At 70.4% G+C, this 16226-nt stretch carries 11 protein-coding genes; 7 read left to right on the plus strand and 4 right to left on the minus strand.

Features of this window, described 5'->3' with window-relative positions; genetic code table 11:
* On the minus strand, positions 1 to 1002 hold the full coding sequence (locus P5F91_RS03400) for a hypothetical protein (protein ID WP_277906502.1): 1002 nt from the start codon (positions 1000 to 1002) through the stop codon (positions 1 to 3).
* Between the two features lie 147 nt (positions 1003 to 1149).
* Here P5F91_RS03400 and P5F91_RS03405 point away from each other — a divergent pair, with 147 nt between their 5' ends.
* From P5F91_RS03405 to P5F91_RS03415, 3 genes are all read left to right on the plus strand, one after another.
* Positions 1150 to 2382, plus strand: coding sequence for an MATE family efflux transporter (locus tag P5F91_RS03405; RefSeq protein ID WP_277906503.1), 1233 nt, complete (start codon positions 1150 to 1152; stop codon positions 2380 to 2382).
* On the plus strand, positions 2379 to 3836 hold the full coding sequence (locus tag P5F91_RS03410) for an O-antigen ligase family protein (protein ID WP_277906504.1): 1458 nt from the start codon (positions 2379 to 2381) through the stop codon (positions 3834 to 3836). The genes P5F91_RS03405 and P5F91_RS03410 overlap by 4 nt, the downstream gene beginning before the upstream one ends.
* A gap of 63 nt (positions 3837 to 3899) precedes the next feature.
* A complete protein-coding gene (locus P5F91_RS03415) occupies positions 3900 to 5177 on the plus strand; it encodes a glycosyltransferase (RefSeq protein ID WP_277906505.1) in 1278 nt (425 codons plus the stop codon).
* Here the strand turns inward: P5F91_RS03415 and P5F91_RS03420 are convergent.
* Entirely contained in the window at positions 5169 to 6587 is a 1419-nt protein-coding gene (locus P5F91_RS03420; protein ID WP_277906506.1) for a B12-binding domain-containing radical SAM protein, read from the minus strand. The genes P5F91_RS03415 and P5F91_RS03420 overlap by 9 nt on opposite strands.
* A 206-nt stretch (positions 6588 to 6793) precedes the next feature.
* Between P5F91_RS03420 and P5F91_RS03425 the strand changes: the two genes are divergently transcribed.
* Together P5F91_RS03425 and P5F91_RS03430 are read left to right on the plus strand one after the other, a co-directional pair.
* The gene (locus P5F91_RS03425) at positions 6794 to 7612 is read left to right on the plus strand and encodes a nucleotidyltransferase domain-containing protein (protein ID WP_277906507.1); all 819 of its coding nucleotides are present in this window, start codon (positions 6794 to 6796) and stop codon (positions 7610 to 7612) included.
* 6 nt (positions 7613 to 7618) lie between these two features.
* Positions 7619 to 9100, plus strand: a complete 1482-nt coding sequence (locus tag P5F91_RS03430; protein ID WP_277906508.1) for a hypothetical protein — start codon at positions 7619 to 7621, stop codon at positions 9098 to 9100.
* Here the strand turns inward: P5F91_RS03430 and P5F91_RS03435 are convergent.
* Positions 9073 to 10866, minus strand: coding sequence for an ATP-binding cassette domain-containing protein (locus P5F91_RS03435; RefSeq protein ID WP_277906509.1), 1794 nt, complete (start codon positions 10864 to 10866; stop codon positions 9073 to 9075). The genes P5F91_RS03430 and P5F91_RS03435 overlap by 28 nt on opposite strands.
* Before the next feature lie 119 nt (positions 10867 to 10985).
* On the opposite strand from P5F91_RS03435, the gene P5F91_RS03440 reads away from it, so the two are divergent.
* Positions 10986 to 13025 carry an NAD(P)-dependent oxidoreductase gene (locus P5F91_RS03440; protein WP_277906510.1) on the plus strand — a complete coding sequence of 680 codons (2040 nt, stop codon included), beginning with the start codon at positions 10986 to 10988 and terminating at the stop codon, positions 13023 to 13025.
* Here the strand turns inward: P5F91_RS03440 and P5F91_RS03445 are convergent.
* Positions 13022 to 14569: a DUF1302 domain-containing protein gene (locus P5F91_RS03445; protein WP_277906511.1), complete on the minus strand. Its 1548-nt coding sequence runs from the start codon at positions 14567 to 14569 to the stop codon at positions 13022 to 13024. The two genes, P5F91_RS03440 and P5F91_RS03445, sit on opposite strands and share 4 nt — an antisense overlap.
* A gap of 206 nt (positions 14570 to 14775) precedes the next feature.
* Here P5F91_RS03445 and P5F91_RS03450 point away from each other — a divergent pair, with 206 nt between their 5' ends.
* Positions 14776 to 16158, plus strand: coding sequence for a DUF1329 domain-containing protein (locus P5F91_RS03450; RefSeq protein ID WP_277906512.1), 1383 nt, complete (start codon positions 14776 to 14778; stop codon positions 16156 to 16158).
* Positions 16159 to 16226: the final 68 nt, after the last annotated feature.

A 16226-nucleotide genomic window follows, 5' to 3' on the forward strand; every position in this document is an offset into this window, starting at 1 on the left:
TCAGCGGCGCCCCGACGCCCGGCCGCGCAGATGCGCAGCACCGGCGGCAAGCAGGACGCCCAGAATGACGCCCAGGGCCAGGAACAGGGGCCGGTTGGGCCACACCCGCTCGCGCACGTCGGGTACGGTGGGCGGATCGATGATGCGGAAGGCGAATTCCGTCTGCCCCGTCGCGTACATGTAGTTCTGCAGCGTGCGTTCGTAGGCGCTGACCAGGGCGGCGTTCAGGGCGTTGCTGTTGCCTTCCTTCTGGGCGTTGGCCATGGCGGTGCGCAGATAGGCCAGGTTGCGGTTGGCGTCGGCCAGGGCGCGGTCCCGCAGTTGCGCATTGGTCAGCGCGATCAGGTCGCGCGCCCAGCGCACCGCCAGGTCGCGGTCCTTCCAGGTGATTGCCAGCGTGACGATGCCGCTGCGCCGGTCCAGCGTGATGTCACGGATGCTGCGGTTGAACAGCTTGAAGCCCCGCCGCAGGGTGGGCACCTCGTCAGCCGGCACCGTCCATCGCTTGGCCGCCGCGTCCCACTTGCTGGCGAACAGGATGGGCAGCAGGTCCTGTTGGGTGGCGTAGGTGTCGAACAGCTCACGAGAGCCGAGCACGGCCATGGCCTCATCCTCGTTGGAGGAGGACGATTTACCCAGCAGGCCGGCGACGCCGCCCAACCCACCCAGACCGCCCAACAAGCCGGACGCGCTGCCCAGGTCCAGGTTGCCGAAGCCGGCGCCGCTCTTGGATACCGGCATCACCAGCACCTCCACCCGCCAGTAGGAGGGCAGCAGGAAGGCCGCCGCGACGGAGGCGCCGACGCTGGCCAGGAACAGGATGGCGGCCAATAACCAATGGCGGCGCAGGCGGCCCAGGAACAGGCCCAGGCTGTCGCTCCCCTGGCCGTCGCCCCCTTGGCCGCCCCCTTGGCGGCGCGGCACCCAGGCGCCGTCGGACGCGCCATCGGGGACGGTGCGGCCGGCCCATGCCAAATCTGGAGTATCCACACCCACCGTCATCGCCCCCGATCGCCTGAAACCTGGCAGAACGACGGATGGCGGCCGGCCGATATTCCCCAATTCCGGAAAAATATAGTGCTTCCCCGCGAAGCGCTGCCGGACCACTCTGCCCCCACTTCGAAGGTCTTCACCGCATCGGGTGCATCAGTGAAAAGGACGGGGCTGGGACTTGCCGGCGGGCTGGCCGATCAGGCCATCGTCAGCTTCGGCAATTTCGCGCTGAACGTGACGCTGGCCCGCAGCCTGCCGGCGGCGGAGTACGGGGCCTATTCCGTGGTGCTATCCTTCATCCTGGTGCTGAACACCCTGCATCAGGCGCTGGTGACCTACCCCCTGTCGGTGCGGCCGGCTCCCGGCGGCCGGCCCCTGGCGGTGGCCCTGCTGCTGACACCGCTCTGCGCCCTGGCCTTCCTGCCCCTGCTGGGCATCGCCACGGCCAGTGTCGGCCACCTGGGCCTGCTGCCGGTTGCCGGGGCTGCCCTGGTCTGCTGGCAACTGCAGGAGGTGGTGCGGCGCGCCCTGCTGGCGGAGAGCCGGCACATACCCCTGATCGCCCTAGACGCCCTGCGCTACCTGGGGCCGCTGGTGGCGGTGTGGGCCCTGCGCGCCAATCTCGCCATCGGCGGCGTGTTCCTGCTGGTCGCCGCCACCTCGGCCCTGGCGGCGTTGCCCGCGGCCCGGCATCTGGGACGGAATGGGCAAGCCGCCGTCAGCGGATTGCGGACGGAAATGGCGGACCACTGGCGCCTGGGCGCGCCGGTGCTGGGCGCCAACCTGCTGGCGGCCCTGTCCACGCAATGGTTCCTGTGGCTGCTGGCCTGGCACGACGATGCGCCCGGAGCCGCCGCCCTGGTGGCGCTGGCCAACGTCGTGGCCGTGGCCAGCCCCGTCATCTTCGGCATGGAGAATGTCCTGGTGCCGGAGGTGGCGCGCGCCCGCGACACCATGAGCTTCCCGGACCTGCTGCGCCTGGTGGGCCGGCGCGGATTGGTGGCGGCCGGCCTGGTCGGGCCGCTGTTCCTGGTGATCCTGGCCGCGCCCACCTGGGCCGCCCGGATGTTCTATGGCCGCGACAGCGCCTACGCCGCGCATTCAGGGGAACTGCGCCTGCTGGCGCTGGCCTATGCCTGCTATTTGGCGGCAACGCTGTTCAGCGCCGCCTTGCGCGGCTATCGCGCCAGCGGTGCCGTCTTCCGCATGCAGCTCTATCCCGCCCTGTTCGGCCTGACGGTGGGCAGCTGGCTCACCTGGCGCTTGGGCCTCAGCGGCGCCTGCATCGCCTCGGTGGCCGCCGGCGCCCTCAGGGCCGCCGTGGGTCTCGTGTATCTGTTGCGCCTGCGGCCCCTGACCGTGGCGCGGCCCGCCCTGGCGCCATCATGACGGCCGATCCGCTACAGCCCATCGAACGGCGCCTATGGCAGGCGCTGCTGTTGTGCGTGCCGGTATCGGCCACGCCGCTGCTGCCCTTCGGCAACGGCACGTTGGCCCGACCCTTGGCCATCGTGCCGGCGGCATTGCTGCTGATCCTGGCCGCCTACCGCCTGCTGGTGCTGGGTCAGCGGCCCCGGCTGGCGGGCGACGGCTTCGCGGCGCTGAGCCTGTTCACCCTCTACATCGTCGTCAGCGGCCTGGGGGTCGTGATGCTCCAGCCGCCGGACGCCTTCAAGGGCCAGACGCCGCTGGACAGCCTGGTGCGCGCCCTGCTGACCTGGGGCGTGGGCCTGGCCTTCTATGTCGTGGCCCGGCTGCAGATCCGCAACGCCGCCGACATCCGCATGACCCTGCGCTTCCTGTTCATCGGCATGGGCGTCTCCATCGCCTTCGCAGGGGTGCAGGTGGTGGCCATGGCCCAGCATGGGGAGCTGCTGCGCGTCGTCCAGGCCATCACCGACCTGATCGCCGTGCGCTACGACGGCCTGGTCAACCGTGCCCAAGGCATGACGTTCGAGCCGTCGTGGCTGGCTACCCAGATCATCGTGCTGCTGATCCCCGCCCTGATTGCCCGCGCCATGGCGCGGCAGGAGGGGGTGGGGCTGCCGGCCCTGCCCGGCCACGCCCTGCGCCTGGCCGGCGGCTTCGCCGTCGCCATCGGCGGCCTGCTGTTCTCCGGCTCCCGCTTCGGTCTGGCCTGCATCGTCGCCATGCTGGGGCTCAGCGTCTTCCTCGCCGCCCTGCGAGGCCGCATCCTGGCGGCGGCCACCTTTCTGGGCGTGCTGGTGGCCGGTGGCGGCGCGGTGGTGGCCATGAGCGGCCTGGGGGCGGGCGCCGGCGCCACCTATGTCATGGGGCCGGTCGCCTATCTGACGGAATCCGCCGACCTCAACAGCTTGGCCGGCGGGGATGTCGCCACCGGCGTCACCGACGCCCTGGCCCTGGCCGGCCGCTTCGCCGCGGCCGAGGCCGCCGGCTTGACCTGGCTGGATCATCCCGTCTTCGGCGTGTCCCTGGGCAACAACTACCGCTATTTCGGCGAATACGCCCCCGACTGGGCCTTCACCACCCAGCTGTTCACCCAGGGGGCGAAGGAAGGCATCGGCTGGCTGGACCCCAATTCACCGGAAAAGGGCAATGCCAAGAACCTGTTCCTGCGCCTGCTGTCGGAAACCGGGGTGGTGGGCTTCGCCCTGTTCATCATCTTCTTCTGGCGCCAGCTGTTCCGTGGCCGGCCGCATGACGCCTTCCACCGCTATTTCCGCCTGGCCAGCGCCGCGGCGCTGGGCTTCAGCTTCCTGAACCAGGACACCTTCGTCGACGCCGGCCTGTGGATCCCGCTGGCCCTCTGCTGCGCCATGAATCACTTGCCCACCAAGATTAAAGCGCCCGCCGGGGAATAGACCGGCACCGCCATCCGTCCTGGGGATAGGCGCACATGGGATGCGCCCGCCTCAGGTAGACCCATGGACAGCCATTCCAGACCCGCCTTGCGGATCGCCTTCGTGACGACCCGCGACCTGGCCCAGCGCAACGGCCGCACCCCCATCATGGGCCACATCCTGGTGGCCCTACGCCGCCAGCATACGGTGGAGGTGATCACCCTGCATTCTGTGCTGCAGGGCGGCAGGGCCGACCGCCTGGGCGCCGCCGCCGTCTGGCTGGCGGGTCTGGCGAGCGGGCGCCCGCCGCCCCTGCAATGCCTGCTGTACGCCGGCCCCCGGGAGGCGGAACGGGTGGCGGCGCGCATCGCCGCGGGGGCGTTCGATGCCGTCTACCTCGACACCGTGCGCTGCCAGACCCTGCTGCGCACCCTGCGGCGCGCCCTGCCCAACCTGCACATCGTCACCGACTTCGACGACCTGATGTCGCGGCGCATGACCTACCTGCGCCATCACCGCCTGCCCTTGCTGACCGGCCACGTCGGCCCGCACTTCCCCCGCTGGGCCCGCCGCCTGGCGGAAGGGCCGTTCGCCCGGCTGGTGACGGCCTATGAGGCCCGCACCCTGCCGGCGGCGGAGCGGGAGGTGATGCTGGCTTCCAGCGCTACGGTGCTGCTGTCGCCGGTGGAACGGCAGATGCTGTGCCGGAGCGCGCCCCCGGACGCCTTGTTCAAGGACGGGCCGCCGGTGGTGCGCGCCATCCCGCCCGGCGTGCCCCTGCGGGCGGAACCGTGGGGGCACGGCCATGCGCCATTACGCTTCGTCTTCATCGGCAGCGACCGGCAGCTGCAGAACCGCACGGCCATCGATTTCCTGCTGGATCAGTGGCGGCGCCTGAAGCCGGCCACGCCGCTGCACATCCACGGCCGCCAGACCCGCCCCCTGGCCAATGTGCCTGGCGTGCGCTGGCACGGCTATGCCGACGACCTGGCCCAGGTCTACCGGCCCGGCAGCATCGCCCTGGTGCCGGCGCTGGTGGCCGGCGGCATCAAGACCAAGGTGGCGGAGGCCTGGGCCTGGGGCTGCCCCGTGCTGGGCAACCGCACGGCCATGGAGGGCCTGCGCGCGCCGGGATATCCCCTGACGCTGTCCGAGGACCAGTGGGCCCCCTACCTGACGCAGCCCGAGGCCTATGCCGACCTGTGGGCCGACGCCGCGCGCAAAGGGGCCGCCTTCGTGCGCCGCGCCTTGTCACCGGCGGGGTTCGAGCGCGCCTGGGAAATGGCCCTGCGGCCCAAGTCCGCCGCGCAGGACGCGCCGGCCGGTGCACCGCTGATCGACGCGGAACAGGCCTCAGGATAGGGAGGGTTCGGGGCGCAGATGCTGGACCAAGAACTTCTCCACCGGGGCGGCGTAGACGTCGTGGTCGATGCGCCAGCGCGCCACCCGGCGCAGCAGACGGCCGGCACCCTGACCCGTGACTGCGGTGCCTGCGGCATACTTGTTGTAGAACTTGAAGCGCTCGATGCGGCGGTAGAGATGCGGCGGCACCCAGGTGCCGGCCGGCCCCGCCACATAGTCGAACCGCGCCCAGTCGTCCAGGGTGCGCGGCGTCTGGTCCGCCACGGCGGCGGCCAGGGCCGAGCCGGGATAGGGCTTGTAGTAGAACAGCGGCGTTTCGAACTTTGGGCTCATGGCCCGCAGGGTCTTGATCAGGCCCAGCGTCGCCTCGACCTGGTCCTCCGTCTCCTCCGGGAAGCCCACGATGAAGGAGAAGATGACGGCGACGTCGTGCTGCCGGCACTTGGCCGCCGTCTCCAGGATGGCATCGATGGTGGTGTCCTTCTTGATGCGCTTCATCATCTCGTGCGACCCGGTCTCCACCCCCACCAGCACGCGGCGCAGGCCGGACTGGACGCACAGGCGCCAGATCTCGTCCGGCAGGCGCACGCCCTGGTCGGCGCGCATGGTGCCGGCCCAGGTGAAGTCCAGCCCCCGGCGCAAGAACTCCTCACAGATGTCGGCCACGCGGTGGCGGTGGGTGAAGTAGGTCTCGTCCTGGAAATTCAGGTCGGTGAAGCGATAACGGCGCCACAGCGCTTCGATCTCCACCCCCATGCGGCTGGCCGAGGTCGCCTTCCAGTCGCGGCCATAGACGAAGGGGTCGGCGCAGAAGGCGCAGCGGAAGTTGCAGCCGATGGAGCCGATATAGTCCAGCTGCCGCCGGCCCTTGAGCTCGAAGTACCGCTCCACCGGGATCAGGTCGAAGTTGGGCGGAGCGAAGGCGTCCAGGCTTTCCAGATGCCGCGCCTTGGTGCGCACCACGCGGTCGCCGTCGCGGTAGGCGACACCGGCGATGCCCTCAACATCATCGTCCTCGGCCAGACGGTCCATGAGCTCCGCGAAGGTGCGCTCACCCTGCCCCGCCACGGTGATGTCGATGCTGGGTTCGTCCAGCGTCTCCACCGGGAACAGGGAGGGATGCCAGCCGCCGGCCACGGTGGTGAGGTCGGGCCGCGCCCGCTTCACCGCCCGCAGCATGGCCAGCGCGTCGCCCAGCGGCCGGCCGGTCAGCATGGTGACGCCGAAGCACAACGCGCCGTCGATGGCCCGCAGCACCGCGTCCAAGGGGTCCGCCTCGATCCGCGCGTCGATGATGCGCACATCGAAGCGCGCGGGATCAAGATTGGAACCGATGGCCAGCAGGCCCAGCGGCATGGTGTGAAACACAGCCGCAGGATTGTAAAGAACGACCTTGTGTCGGATGGCCATGATCCACCAAAAACCAAACATCGATGGCGCAGCATATCCAGCATATACAAAATAAACAATGCGCCTTTTAAAATAAATAATCGAAATGTTTGGACACCGATATTGATCGGCCGACAGGTGATTTCATGACCATCGTCCTTACGATGAATAAACTTGAAACGGCGATTTACTCAACAATCGCCTACCGGGATATTTTCCATTTCCCGGTGTCCGTTCCTGAAATCCACCGCTACCTGCATGGCATCCGTTGCACGCTGGGCGACGTGCAGCACGCGCTGGGCGGCCCGGCCCTGGCCCGCCACCTGGAAACGGACGGCACCTATCATGCCCTGCGCGGCCGGACCGACCTGTTCGCCATCCGCCGTACCCGGCGGGAGCTGTCGCGCCGGCAATGGCCGACCGCGCGACGCTATGCCCGCTTCCTGGCCAGCCTGCCCAATGTGCGCATGGTGGCGATGACGGGTTCGCTGGCCGCCGGCAACTTCCCCCCCGACGGCGACATCGACTTCCTGCTGGTCACCGACGCCGGCACCATGTGGCGCACGCGCGCCTTCTGCCGCCTGCTGGCCCTGATGGACGCCAAGCTGGCGAACGGCCTGTTCTGCCCCAACACCTTCCTGTCGCTGGCGGCCCTGCCCCTGGCGCGCCGCAGCCTATATGACGCACAGGAGCTGTGCCAGATGATCCCGCTGTATGGCCCGGACGTGTACGAGACGGTGCGGGATGCCAACGCCTGGACAGCCGACTGGCTGCCTAACGCCGTGGGGGCGCCGTTAGGCAGCCTGAACTGCGTCCCCTACACCACGGCCCTGAAGCGCGCCGGGGAGTGGCTGCTGGCCAGCCCCCTGGGCCGCGCACTGGAGGGGCTGGAGGCGCGGCGCAAGATCCACCGCTTCAATGAAACCGACCGGCTGAAAGGCGCCTGGACCCGCTCCACCCGGGACTCTCACAGCATGTGGGATGAGATGCGCCTGAAGATCGAAGCGGCGTGGCAGGCGCGCATGGATGAGCTGGCGGCCCGGTAGGCGGCCATGGCGACGCCCTTTCATGCCCAGTACCTGGCCCTGGTGGCGGAGATCGAGGCACGCTTCGCCGTCAGCCGCTGGACCAGCGGCGACGCCCATCTGTGGCCGCCGGCGCGCATGGACCTGTACCTGGACCTCTACCGTCAGCATGTGGCCGACCCTGAGGCCGGCCGGCCATCCCGGGTCGCGCGCGGCTTGCGCACCCTGGCCCACCCGCTGGCGACACTGGGACGCCGGGACAACGTCATCCTTCGGCCCCACCGGGCCGACATCCTGTTCCTGGGCGATGGCGTGTCGGTGGAGCGCATCGACGGCGCCTGGGAGGATCGCTATGGCGAACCCCTCATGGCGGTGCTTGAGGACGACGGGGCGCGCTGCCTGCACCTGCAACCCGGCCGGCGCACGCCCTGGCGCCGGCCCACCCTGGCGGTCGACCTGATCACAAGCGCCGCTCAGGCGCTGGCCCCGCTGGTCCGCGCGCCGCTGGACCTGCCGGCCCATGCTGAGGTGGTGGACTTCCTGGCCCGCCAGGGGGTGCCGGCGCCATCCTTGCGGCCGGAACGCCTGGCGCGGCGGGCCGTGGGGCTGCGCGCCCGGGCCCAGGCCTTGGGCCTGGTGCTGGACATTGCCCAGCCGCGCCTGGCTTTCACCACCACCTGGTATGCCGGCTTGGGATCCGCCCTGGCGCTCGCCTGCCGGCGGCGCGGCATCCTGTCGGTGGATGTGCAGCATTGCCCCCAGGGCGGGCGGCACAAGGCCTGTGGCTGGGCGGGCGCGGGCGCCCAAGGCTACACCACCTTGCCCGCGCTGTTCTGGACCTGGGACCCGGCCGATGCCGCCCATATCAGCGCCTGGGCGGATGGGCATTGGCATCAGGCCCTGGCCGGCGGCCATCCCCGCCTGGGCCCCTTTCTCGACGATGCCAATCCGCGTACCCGGGCCTGGGACGAACGGTTCCGCCAGGCCGCCGGCGGCGACGCCCAGCGCGATATCCTGGTGGCCCTGCAGACCACCGGTCCGTCCGCGACTTGGGATGCCGTGGCCGACCGCATCGCGGCGGGCCCACCGGATTGGCGCTGGTGGATCCGCCGCCACCCCGCCGCCGGGCCGGGGCACGACCGGCGCCATGCCCGCTTGCTGGCGCTGCGCGGCCCGAACATCCGCATCAATCCCGCCTCGGCCCTGCCGCTGCCGGCGCTGCTGCGCCATATGGACGCCGTGGTGTCACTGGCCTCCGGCGTGGCGGCGGAGGCGGTACCCTTCGGCGTGCCGGCCCTGTTCCTCAGCGCCGACGCCACCGGCCCTTTCGGCCACTTGGCGGAGGCGGGACATGCCCGGGTGGTGGCCGACATGGAGGCCCTGATCCCCACGTTGGCGGCCCTGCCCAAGGCATCGCGCCGCGCCACCCAGATCCCGAACCTGGCCGCCGGCCTGCGGCGGGTGGAGGCGATTGCCGCCAGCTACCGCGCCCTGTGGGCCGACGCCTGAGCGGCGGGCGCACCCATTTGGCGGTCGGCGATGACACGACCTTCGGCGAATTCCAGGACGCGATCGCACAGCATCAGGCTTTCCCACCGGTGGGCGATCAGCACGATGGTGGGCCGCCACGGCAGCGTCGCCAGGCCGGCCAGCAGGGCGCGCTCCCCCGCGATATCGATGGCGCCGGTGCTTTCATCCAGCGCCAGCAAAGGCGGCTCACGCATCAGCGCGCGAGCCAGGGCCAGGCGCTGGCGCTCCCCGCCCGATAGCAGGCCGCCCTGGGCGCCCACCACCGTGTCCAGACCCTGCGGCAGACGGTCCACCAGGGCGCCGGCGCCCACCAGGCCAAGGGCGGCGCGCATGTCCGCCTCGCTGGCCGAGGGGTTGGCCCAGGCCAGGTTGGCGCGGATGCTGTCATGGAACAGGAAGGTGTCCTGCGGCGCATAGGCGATGGCGGCCGCCCATTGCCGCCGCGCGGCACCGGCCAAGGTCCGGTCGCCCACGGTGATGGTGCCGGTATCGGGCGCCGTCAGGCCGACCAACAGATCGGCGAAGGTGGTCTTGCCGGCACCGGAGGCGCCCGTCACACCAACGAAGCTGCCGGCCTCAAGGGCCAAGTCCAGGCCGAACACGCCCCGGTCGCCGCCGGGGTGGCGGTAACTGACCTGGTGGAAGCGGATGGGCTGCGGGCCGGCGAAGGCGCCGCCATCCGCGATCTCGGCCGCCACCGGCGGCGCGGCGTCAGCCAACTCCGCCTCCAGCGCCCGGATCTTCTCGTACGACGGCAGGAAGTTGGCGAACTGCTGGGCGCCCTGCTGCAACTGGGCAGCCGGGGCGCTCATCCGCGCCAGCACCAGCACGAAGACGATAAGCACCGCCGGCGGCACGTCCAGCGCCCAGACCCCCACCACGATGGCGGCGGCCCCCGCCAGGGATGCCAGCGTGGTGAAGGCCAACTGCGCCTTGGTCTGTTCCCGAGTCAGGGCGACCTGGCGGCCCATCAGCCGGCCCAGGGTGCCGTTGAACTCATCGGCGAAGCGCTGCTGCATGTTCTGGCTGAGCGCCAGCTTGAGCCCCCCCAGGAATTGGGCGCCGCTGGTGGCCAGGTGCAGATTGGCATCGGCCACTTCGCGCCCCAGGCGGCGCGACCGCGCCAGTTGCGGCAGCAGGGCCAGGGTGGCCACCGCCAACAGTGCACCGGTGACGGCCGCCAGGGGGACAGAGAACAGGCAGGCCAGCCCCCACTGCACCAGCAGGAGAAACAGGGAGGTGGCGCCCTGAAGCATGAAATGGGCGCAGGCGCCGGTCAGGATGATGTCGCTGCTGAGCAGATGGTTGACCCGGGCATGCGGCAAGGTCGACAGCCGCGTCCAGGGTGCCGTGACCAGCCGAGCCACCAGCCGCGTGCGCTGCGCCTCGACAAAGCCGATGCGCAGGGTGGCCAGTAACACGTCGCGGTGCCACAGCACAACCGCCCTCAAGCCCACCAGCAGGGCGAAGCAGGCCAGCAGCGGCAGCAGCCGGGCCAGGGGATCGCCGCCGGCGGACCGCCACGGCAAGCGCCCCGCCAGCGCCGCTGCCCACCCCCCACGGTCGCCCCCCACCACCAGATCCAGCAGGGGGACCAGCAGCACCAGGCCGACACCCTCCAGTCCCGCGCCCAGCATGATCAGGATGGCGGCCTTCAGCCCATCGCCGCCGGCGTGGGTTCGGAAATCCCGGAAGAAACCCCAGGCCGACCGGGCCAGCTCACGCCCTGCGCCACGCTTGTCCATGATGGTGAGGAATCCCTGATTACGCGCTGATTTCTTGGCACAAATCGGGGTTGGGCACCGCAACTATATATTTCGCCATGTGGGGAATAACCGGGCCCCGCCATCCGTCTTAAGGGGTGATGCCTTCCGCGATCCCCATCCCGCTCCTGAGGGTCCTGGTCATCGGCGCCGGTCCGATGGCGACCCAGGTGCACCTGCCCGTGCTGGCCGCCCTGCGCGACCGGGGGCTGGTGGACCTCGCCCTGGTCTGCGACCTGGACAGAGCGCGGGCGGACACGGCGGCGGCCACCTTCGGCTTCGGCGCCAGCACGGGGGATGCCGGTGCGGCCCTGGCCCGCGACGACATCGACGCCGTCCACATCTACGCCAGCGCCCAGCTTCATTACGAATACGGAATGAGGGCCTTGAGCCAGGGCAAGCATCTGTTCGTGGAAAAGCCGGTGGCACCCGGCGCCGCCCAGGCCCAGGCCATGGCCGACCTGGCCCGCAGCCGGGGACTGGTGGCGGTGGGTGGGCACAACCGCCGCTTCTACCCCTCGCTGCGCGCGGCCCGGGCTCGCGCCGGCCTGGCCGGGTGGCGCCAGGCGGAGGCGGTATTCCACAAGCCCCTGGCGGGCCAGCCGCCGGGCTTCGGTGCCGCCAGTTGGCTGGGCGCCAACGGCATTCATGCCCTGGACGCCCTGCTGTGGATGATGGGGGGCCCGCCGGACCACTTGGCAGCCCACACCTCGGGGGAGACCTTCAGCGCCCTGATGCGCTGGCCGGGCGGTGCCCAGGCCGCCTTCCTGTGCGACAACGCGGCCGGGTGCCGGCGCGAGGACTACGCCTTCCATGCCGCCGGCGAAAGCTGTGCTGTCACCGAGACGACGTTAACCGTGCAGAGGGATGGCCGGTGCCTCACCACCGCCTTCCCCGGCGGCATGACCAGCTTCGCCCTGGAGCACGACGCTTTCCTGGACGCCATCCGCACCGGGCGGGAGCCACCACACAGCCTGGCCGCCCTGGTCCCGTCCCTGCACCTCTGTGAACTGATCGAGCACGGCCATGTCGGCCCTGTCCCCCCGATCCTGGCGGCGGCCTCCGCCGCGCCAGCGCGACCCGAGCGCACCATTCTGGTCGCGGGCCACTGGGGCGCGGCGCTGTCGCCCCTGCTGGCCGGCTATCGCCTGGCCACCCCGGACGACGTGACCGAAACGCGGCCGGACGTGGTGGCCGCCTTGCTGGGCCGGGGCGCCCCGCCACTGGCGCCGGATCTGCTGGACCGCCTGCCCAATCTGGCCGTGGTGGGCGTCGCAGGCCTGTCGGTGGCGCGTTTCGGCGCCGACGACCTGCTGGCCCGGGGCGTCGCCCTGGTCAACGCCAGCGACGCCCACGCCGACAGCGTGGCGGAATTCGCCCTGGGCCTGGCCATCCTGGGCCGCCGCCGTGCCTTCCAGGGTGATGCGGTCATGCGTGCCGGCGGCTGGGGAGTGGTGCAGCCCCCCCGGGGACTGCGCGGCTTGGCGAGACGATCGAAACCGGCCCTGCAACACCTGGGCCTGCTGCCCCTGGCGCAGCGGGTGAAGACACGCCTGGGCGGCGACGGGCGCGGCCGGCCGCCGCAAGCCCGCGACCTGATCGGCGCCACGGTGGGCCTGGTCGGCTGGGGCTCCAACGCTTACGCTTTCGCTCGGCGCCTAACCGCCTGCGGCGCCCGAGTGCTGGTGTGGTCCGAGAACGCCGCCGAAGCGGACATCCGCCAGGCAGGTGCCAGCCCAGCCGCCTTGGACCAGGTGCTGGCGGCCGATATCGTCAGCCTGCACCGGGGCCTGACGCCCGCCACCCGGCATACCCTGGGGGCGGCCGAACTGACCCGCCTGCGCCCCGGTGCCATCTTGATCAACGTGGCGCGGGGGGGCCTGATCGAGCCCACGGCCCTGCTGGACCGCCTGCGCCGCGGCGACGTCTTCGCCTGCCTGGACACCTTTGAGGAAGAGCCGCTGCCGCCCCGCCACCCCTTGCGGCGGCTGCCCAATGTCTTCCTGACGCCACACATCGCCGGCGGCAGCGCCGACATGCAGGCCCAGGCGGCGGATGAGGTGGTGGCCAAGGTGGCGCGCCTGCTGGCCGGTGACGCGGCCGACACCCTGACGCCCGCGCGCCTGCGTTCCATGACCTAGAATGTCCGCTCCAGACCCAGGGCCACGAAGTCGCGATCCGCCAGCAGCTGCTGACTGGGCGCGCCGATGTAATGGGTCAGGGTCAGGTTGGCCTTCCACACGCTGCGGTAGGTCGCCGTCACCCCCACCGTCAGGTCGCCGGCACCGGCGTTCTGGGCGTAGTAGCTGAGGCTGTGGCCGGTGATGTTGTAGCCCAGGCCCAACGGTACCGTCAGGTCCAGGTTGGGCAGGACCTGGAAGTAGTGCGGCTCGAACAGCACGCGGGCCTTGGTGGCGACCTGGTGCCACTGGTTGCCGTCATCGTCGCGCACGACGCCCACCACGTCGTCCACCGCCGCCTCGGCATTCACGTCGGCGCTGTCCCACAGGCTGGACCGGCCCAGGGCCGTGGTCAGCGACAGCTGGCCGTGCACCATGTCACCCCGGACGTACGCGGCATAGCGGTCCGTCACCGGCCCGTTCACGAAGGGCGGCGGCAGGACCAGCGGCATGTTATGGCGGGCGGAGACCTCGCCCGTCACGGTGTTGTCGCCCACGGACGCGCTGAAACTGGCGCCATAGAGGCGGACGCCGCCGGGATAAACCAAGCGATAGTAGCCGGCCGCGCCAGGGGCCGAGGCGTCGCCGTCGGGGCCGACGACATACTGCGGGTCCATTGAATTGTAGCGCAGGGCGTAAAGACCGTAGTCCACCCCGTCCACGGTAGCGTGCAGCGACACGCCGAATTGGCCATCGGCATCGGGCGTGCGGTCGGCTTGGCGGGCGAGGTAGCGCCCGGGCCCGACATAGAGGCGGTCGGCGCCGGCGCCCAGATAGTCCAGGTAACTGAAATAACTGCCGCTGCCGGCCTGGCGCGTGGGCCGCCACTCGAACTGGTCATAGAAGGACAGGGCGACCTCGGGCCAGGGCTGGACCGTCACCGCCGCCTGGCCCACCGGCCGGTAGATGTCGCTGGTATAGGCGCTGGGCCCCCCAACGGCGCGGCTATAGTCCGCCGGCGCCATGGCGGCGGCGATGGAATTGGTGTCGTAGAACAGGCTTTCACCCCACACCAGGGCCTGCCGGCCCACGCGCACCGACACCGGCATCCCGGCCAGGGTTAAGGCCCCATGGGCGAAGGCCTCCCGCATTTCGGCGTGCTGGCCCTGCAGGTCGCGCACCGCCGGGGCGAAGTGGCCGGGCGTGGCGGTGGAGGCGTTGATGGCCTGCGGGTCCGCGTCATCCGTCCGGCCCTGATAGGCGGTGTCGTACCAGGCGGCGGCACTGGCGTGCACGCCCCAGTCGCCCCAGCCCAGGTCCAGGGCCGACAGCAGATCCAGCCGGTTGGAGACCAGGCCGGGGCCGAAATTGCGGTCGCCGTCATCCCAGTTGGTGTTGGTCAGCAAAGCCCCCTTACGAGGGCCGATGCGATCCGCCATCGTGTAGCGCACCGTGTTGTCCCAGCGCAGATCCAGTCCGTCGCCGGAATAGAGATCCGCCGCGCGGACAGGAGCGGCCAGGCACAGGACGGGGAAGACCAATAGGCCGAGAACGCGGGACGCCATTGCGCTTTGGCTCAATCCATCAAAGGCTTGCCGCATCGACACTACCATACCCCGCGACAGGATGCGCCAGCGCCACATCCCGCTTGTGTCGCCAAGGGCCGCACGCCATGATCCCCGGCACCCATCGCCGGCGCCGGCCGAAACACGGGAAATCCCGGCACGCCGGCGCGCAGCCCCTCACACCACCAGGCGCCGTACGCGAGCCCATGCGATCCACTGCCGTCCCGTCCCCCATATCGCTGGCCGCCGTGCTGCTGGCCACGCTGGCGCTGGCCTGCCAGCCCACCAGCACCCGCGCCCAGGTGGCGGAGCAGGAGGCAGCGCAGCTGAAGTCCCGACTGACCCCGGTGGGCGCGGAGCGGGCGGGCAACGCGGACGGCAGCATTCCGGCCTGGACGGGCGGGTTGAGCGCGCCGGGCCCTGCGCCCGCCGGCCCGCGCCCGGACCCGTTCGCGGCGGAAAAACCGCTGTTCTCCATCACCGCCAAGAACTTCCGCGATTATGCCGACCGGCTGCCGGAGGGGGCCAAGCGCCTGTTCGAGCGCGACGCCGACTATCGCATGGACATCTATCCCAGCCACCGCACGGCCGCGGCACCCGACTGGGTCTATGAGAACATCCGCCTGAACGCCACGCGCGCCCGGCCGGCGCCGGAAGGCATCGCCTATGGGGTGGAGGGGGCCGTGGGCGGCATCCCCTTCCCCATCCCGAAGGACGGGTTCCAAGCCATGTGGAACCACCTGCTGGCCTACTGGGGCCCCGCGCGCGAGGTGACGGTCAGCACCTATGTCGTGCCGGCGGACGGGGTGGTGGAAAAGGCCAGCGGCTATAAGGAGATCGCTGACTTCCCCTATTACTACCGCGACGCCACGCCCGACAGCTACGGCGGCTATTACTTCAAGACGCTGCACCTGGCCGTGGCCCCGGCCTCCCGCGTGGGCGAAGGCTACCTCAACTGGCAGCCCATCAACATCAAGCGCCACGACTTCGCCGCCTGGCGCCTGTTGCCGGGGGAACACCGCGTGCGCAAGGCGCCGGCCATCTCCTACGACGTGCCGGACACCGACGCCGCCGGCTATATGAGCGAGGATGAGTACTACATCTTCTTCGGCGGCCTGGACCACTATGACTTCAAGCTGATGGGCAAGGCCGAGATGTTCGTGCCCTACAACAACAACCGCCTGTACGCCAAGCCGGTGAGCGAGGTGCTGGGTCGCACCCATCCCAATCCCGACACGCTGCGCTATGAGCTGCACCGCGTCTGGGTGGTGGACGGCACCCTGGCCGCCGGCGCGCATGACGTTGTCCCGCATCGGCGGCTCTACCTCGACGAAGATACCTGGATGGCGGTTTACGGGGATTCCTGGGACGAGCAAGGCAAGCTGTGGAAGTTCGGACAGGCCACCATGTACCTCATGCCGGACGTGCCGGCGGTGGTGATCGGCAGCCAGTTCATCCACGACTTCGAACTGGGCGGCTACGCCTACACCTTCGCCTTCAATGGCGAGGCGACGCCCTACATGGTCACCGCCCCGCACCCCGCCACCTTGTTCAGCCCGGACAGCCTGTCGGCAAGATCGGTCCGCTGATGGCCATTGACCGTCATTGATCAGCGGCCCTTCAGACGCTGGGCGGCGGATGCAGTCGCATCCTGCAG

This window comes from Nitrospirillum amazonense, assembly GCF_029594735.1.
Lineage (GTDB): Bacteria > Pseudomonadota > Alphaproteobacteria > Azospirillales > Azospirillaceae > Nitrospirillum > Nitrospirillum amazonense.

What these genes read in the sequence shown, in the direction of transcription:
- P5F91_RS03400 (WP_277906502.1), bottom strand. Translation starts at nt 1,002, where the DNA reads ATGACGGTGGGTGTGGATACTCCAGATTTGGCATGGGCCGGCCGCACC.
- P5F91_RS03410 (WP_277906504.1), top strand. Translation starts at nt 2,379, where the DNA reads ATGACGGCCGATCCGCTACAGCCCATCGAACGGCGCCTATGGCAGGCG.
- P5F91_RS03415 (WP_277906505.1), top strand. Translation starts at nt 3,900, where the DNA reads ATGGACAGCCATTCCAGACCCGCCTTGCGGATCGCCTTCGTGACGACC.
- P5F91_RS03420 (WP_277906506.1), bottom strand. Translation starts at nt 6,587, where the DNA reads ATGGCCATCCGACACAAGGTCGTTCTTTACAATCCTGCGGCTGTGTTT.
- P5F91_RS03430 (WP_277906508.1), top strand. Translation starts at nt 7,619, where the DNA reads ATGGCGACGCCCTTTCATGCCCAGTACCTGGCCCTGGTGGCGGAGATC.
- P5F91_RS03435 (WP_277906509.1), bottom strand. Translation starts at nt 10,866, where the DNA reads ATGGACAAGCGTGGCGCAGGGCGTGAGCTGGCCCGGTCGGCCTGGGGT.
- P5F91_RS03440 (WP_277906510.1), top strand. Translation starts at nt 10,986, where the DNA reads ATGCCTTCCGCGATCCCCATCCCGCTCCTGAGGGTCCTGGTCATCGGC.
- P5F91_RS03445 (WP_277906511.1), bottom strand. Translation starts at nt 14,569, where the DNA reads ATGGCGTCCCGCGTTCTCGGCCTATTGGTCTTCCCCGTCCTGTGCCTG.
- P5F91_RS03450 (WP_277906512.1), top strand. Translation starts at nt 14,776, where the DNA reads ATGCGATCCACTGCCGTCCCGTCCCCCATATCGCTGGCCGCCGTGCTG.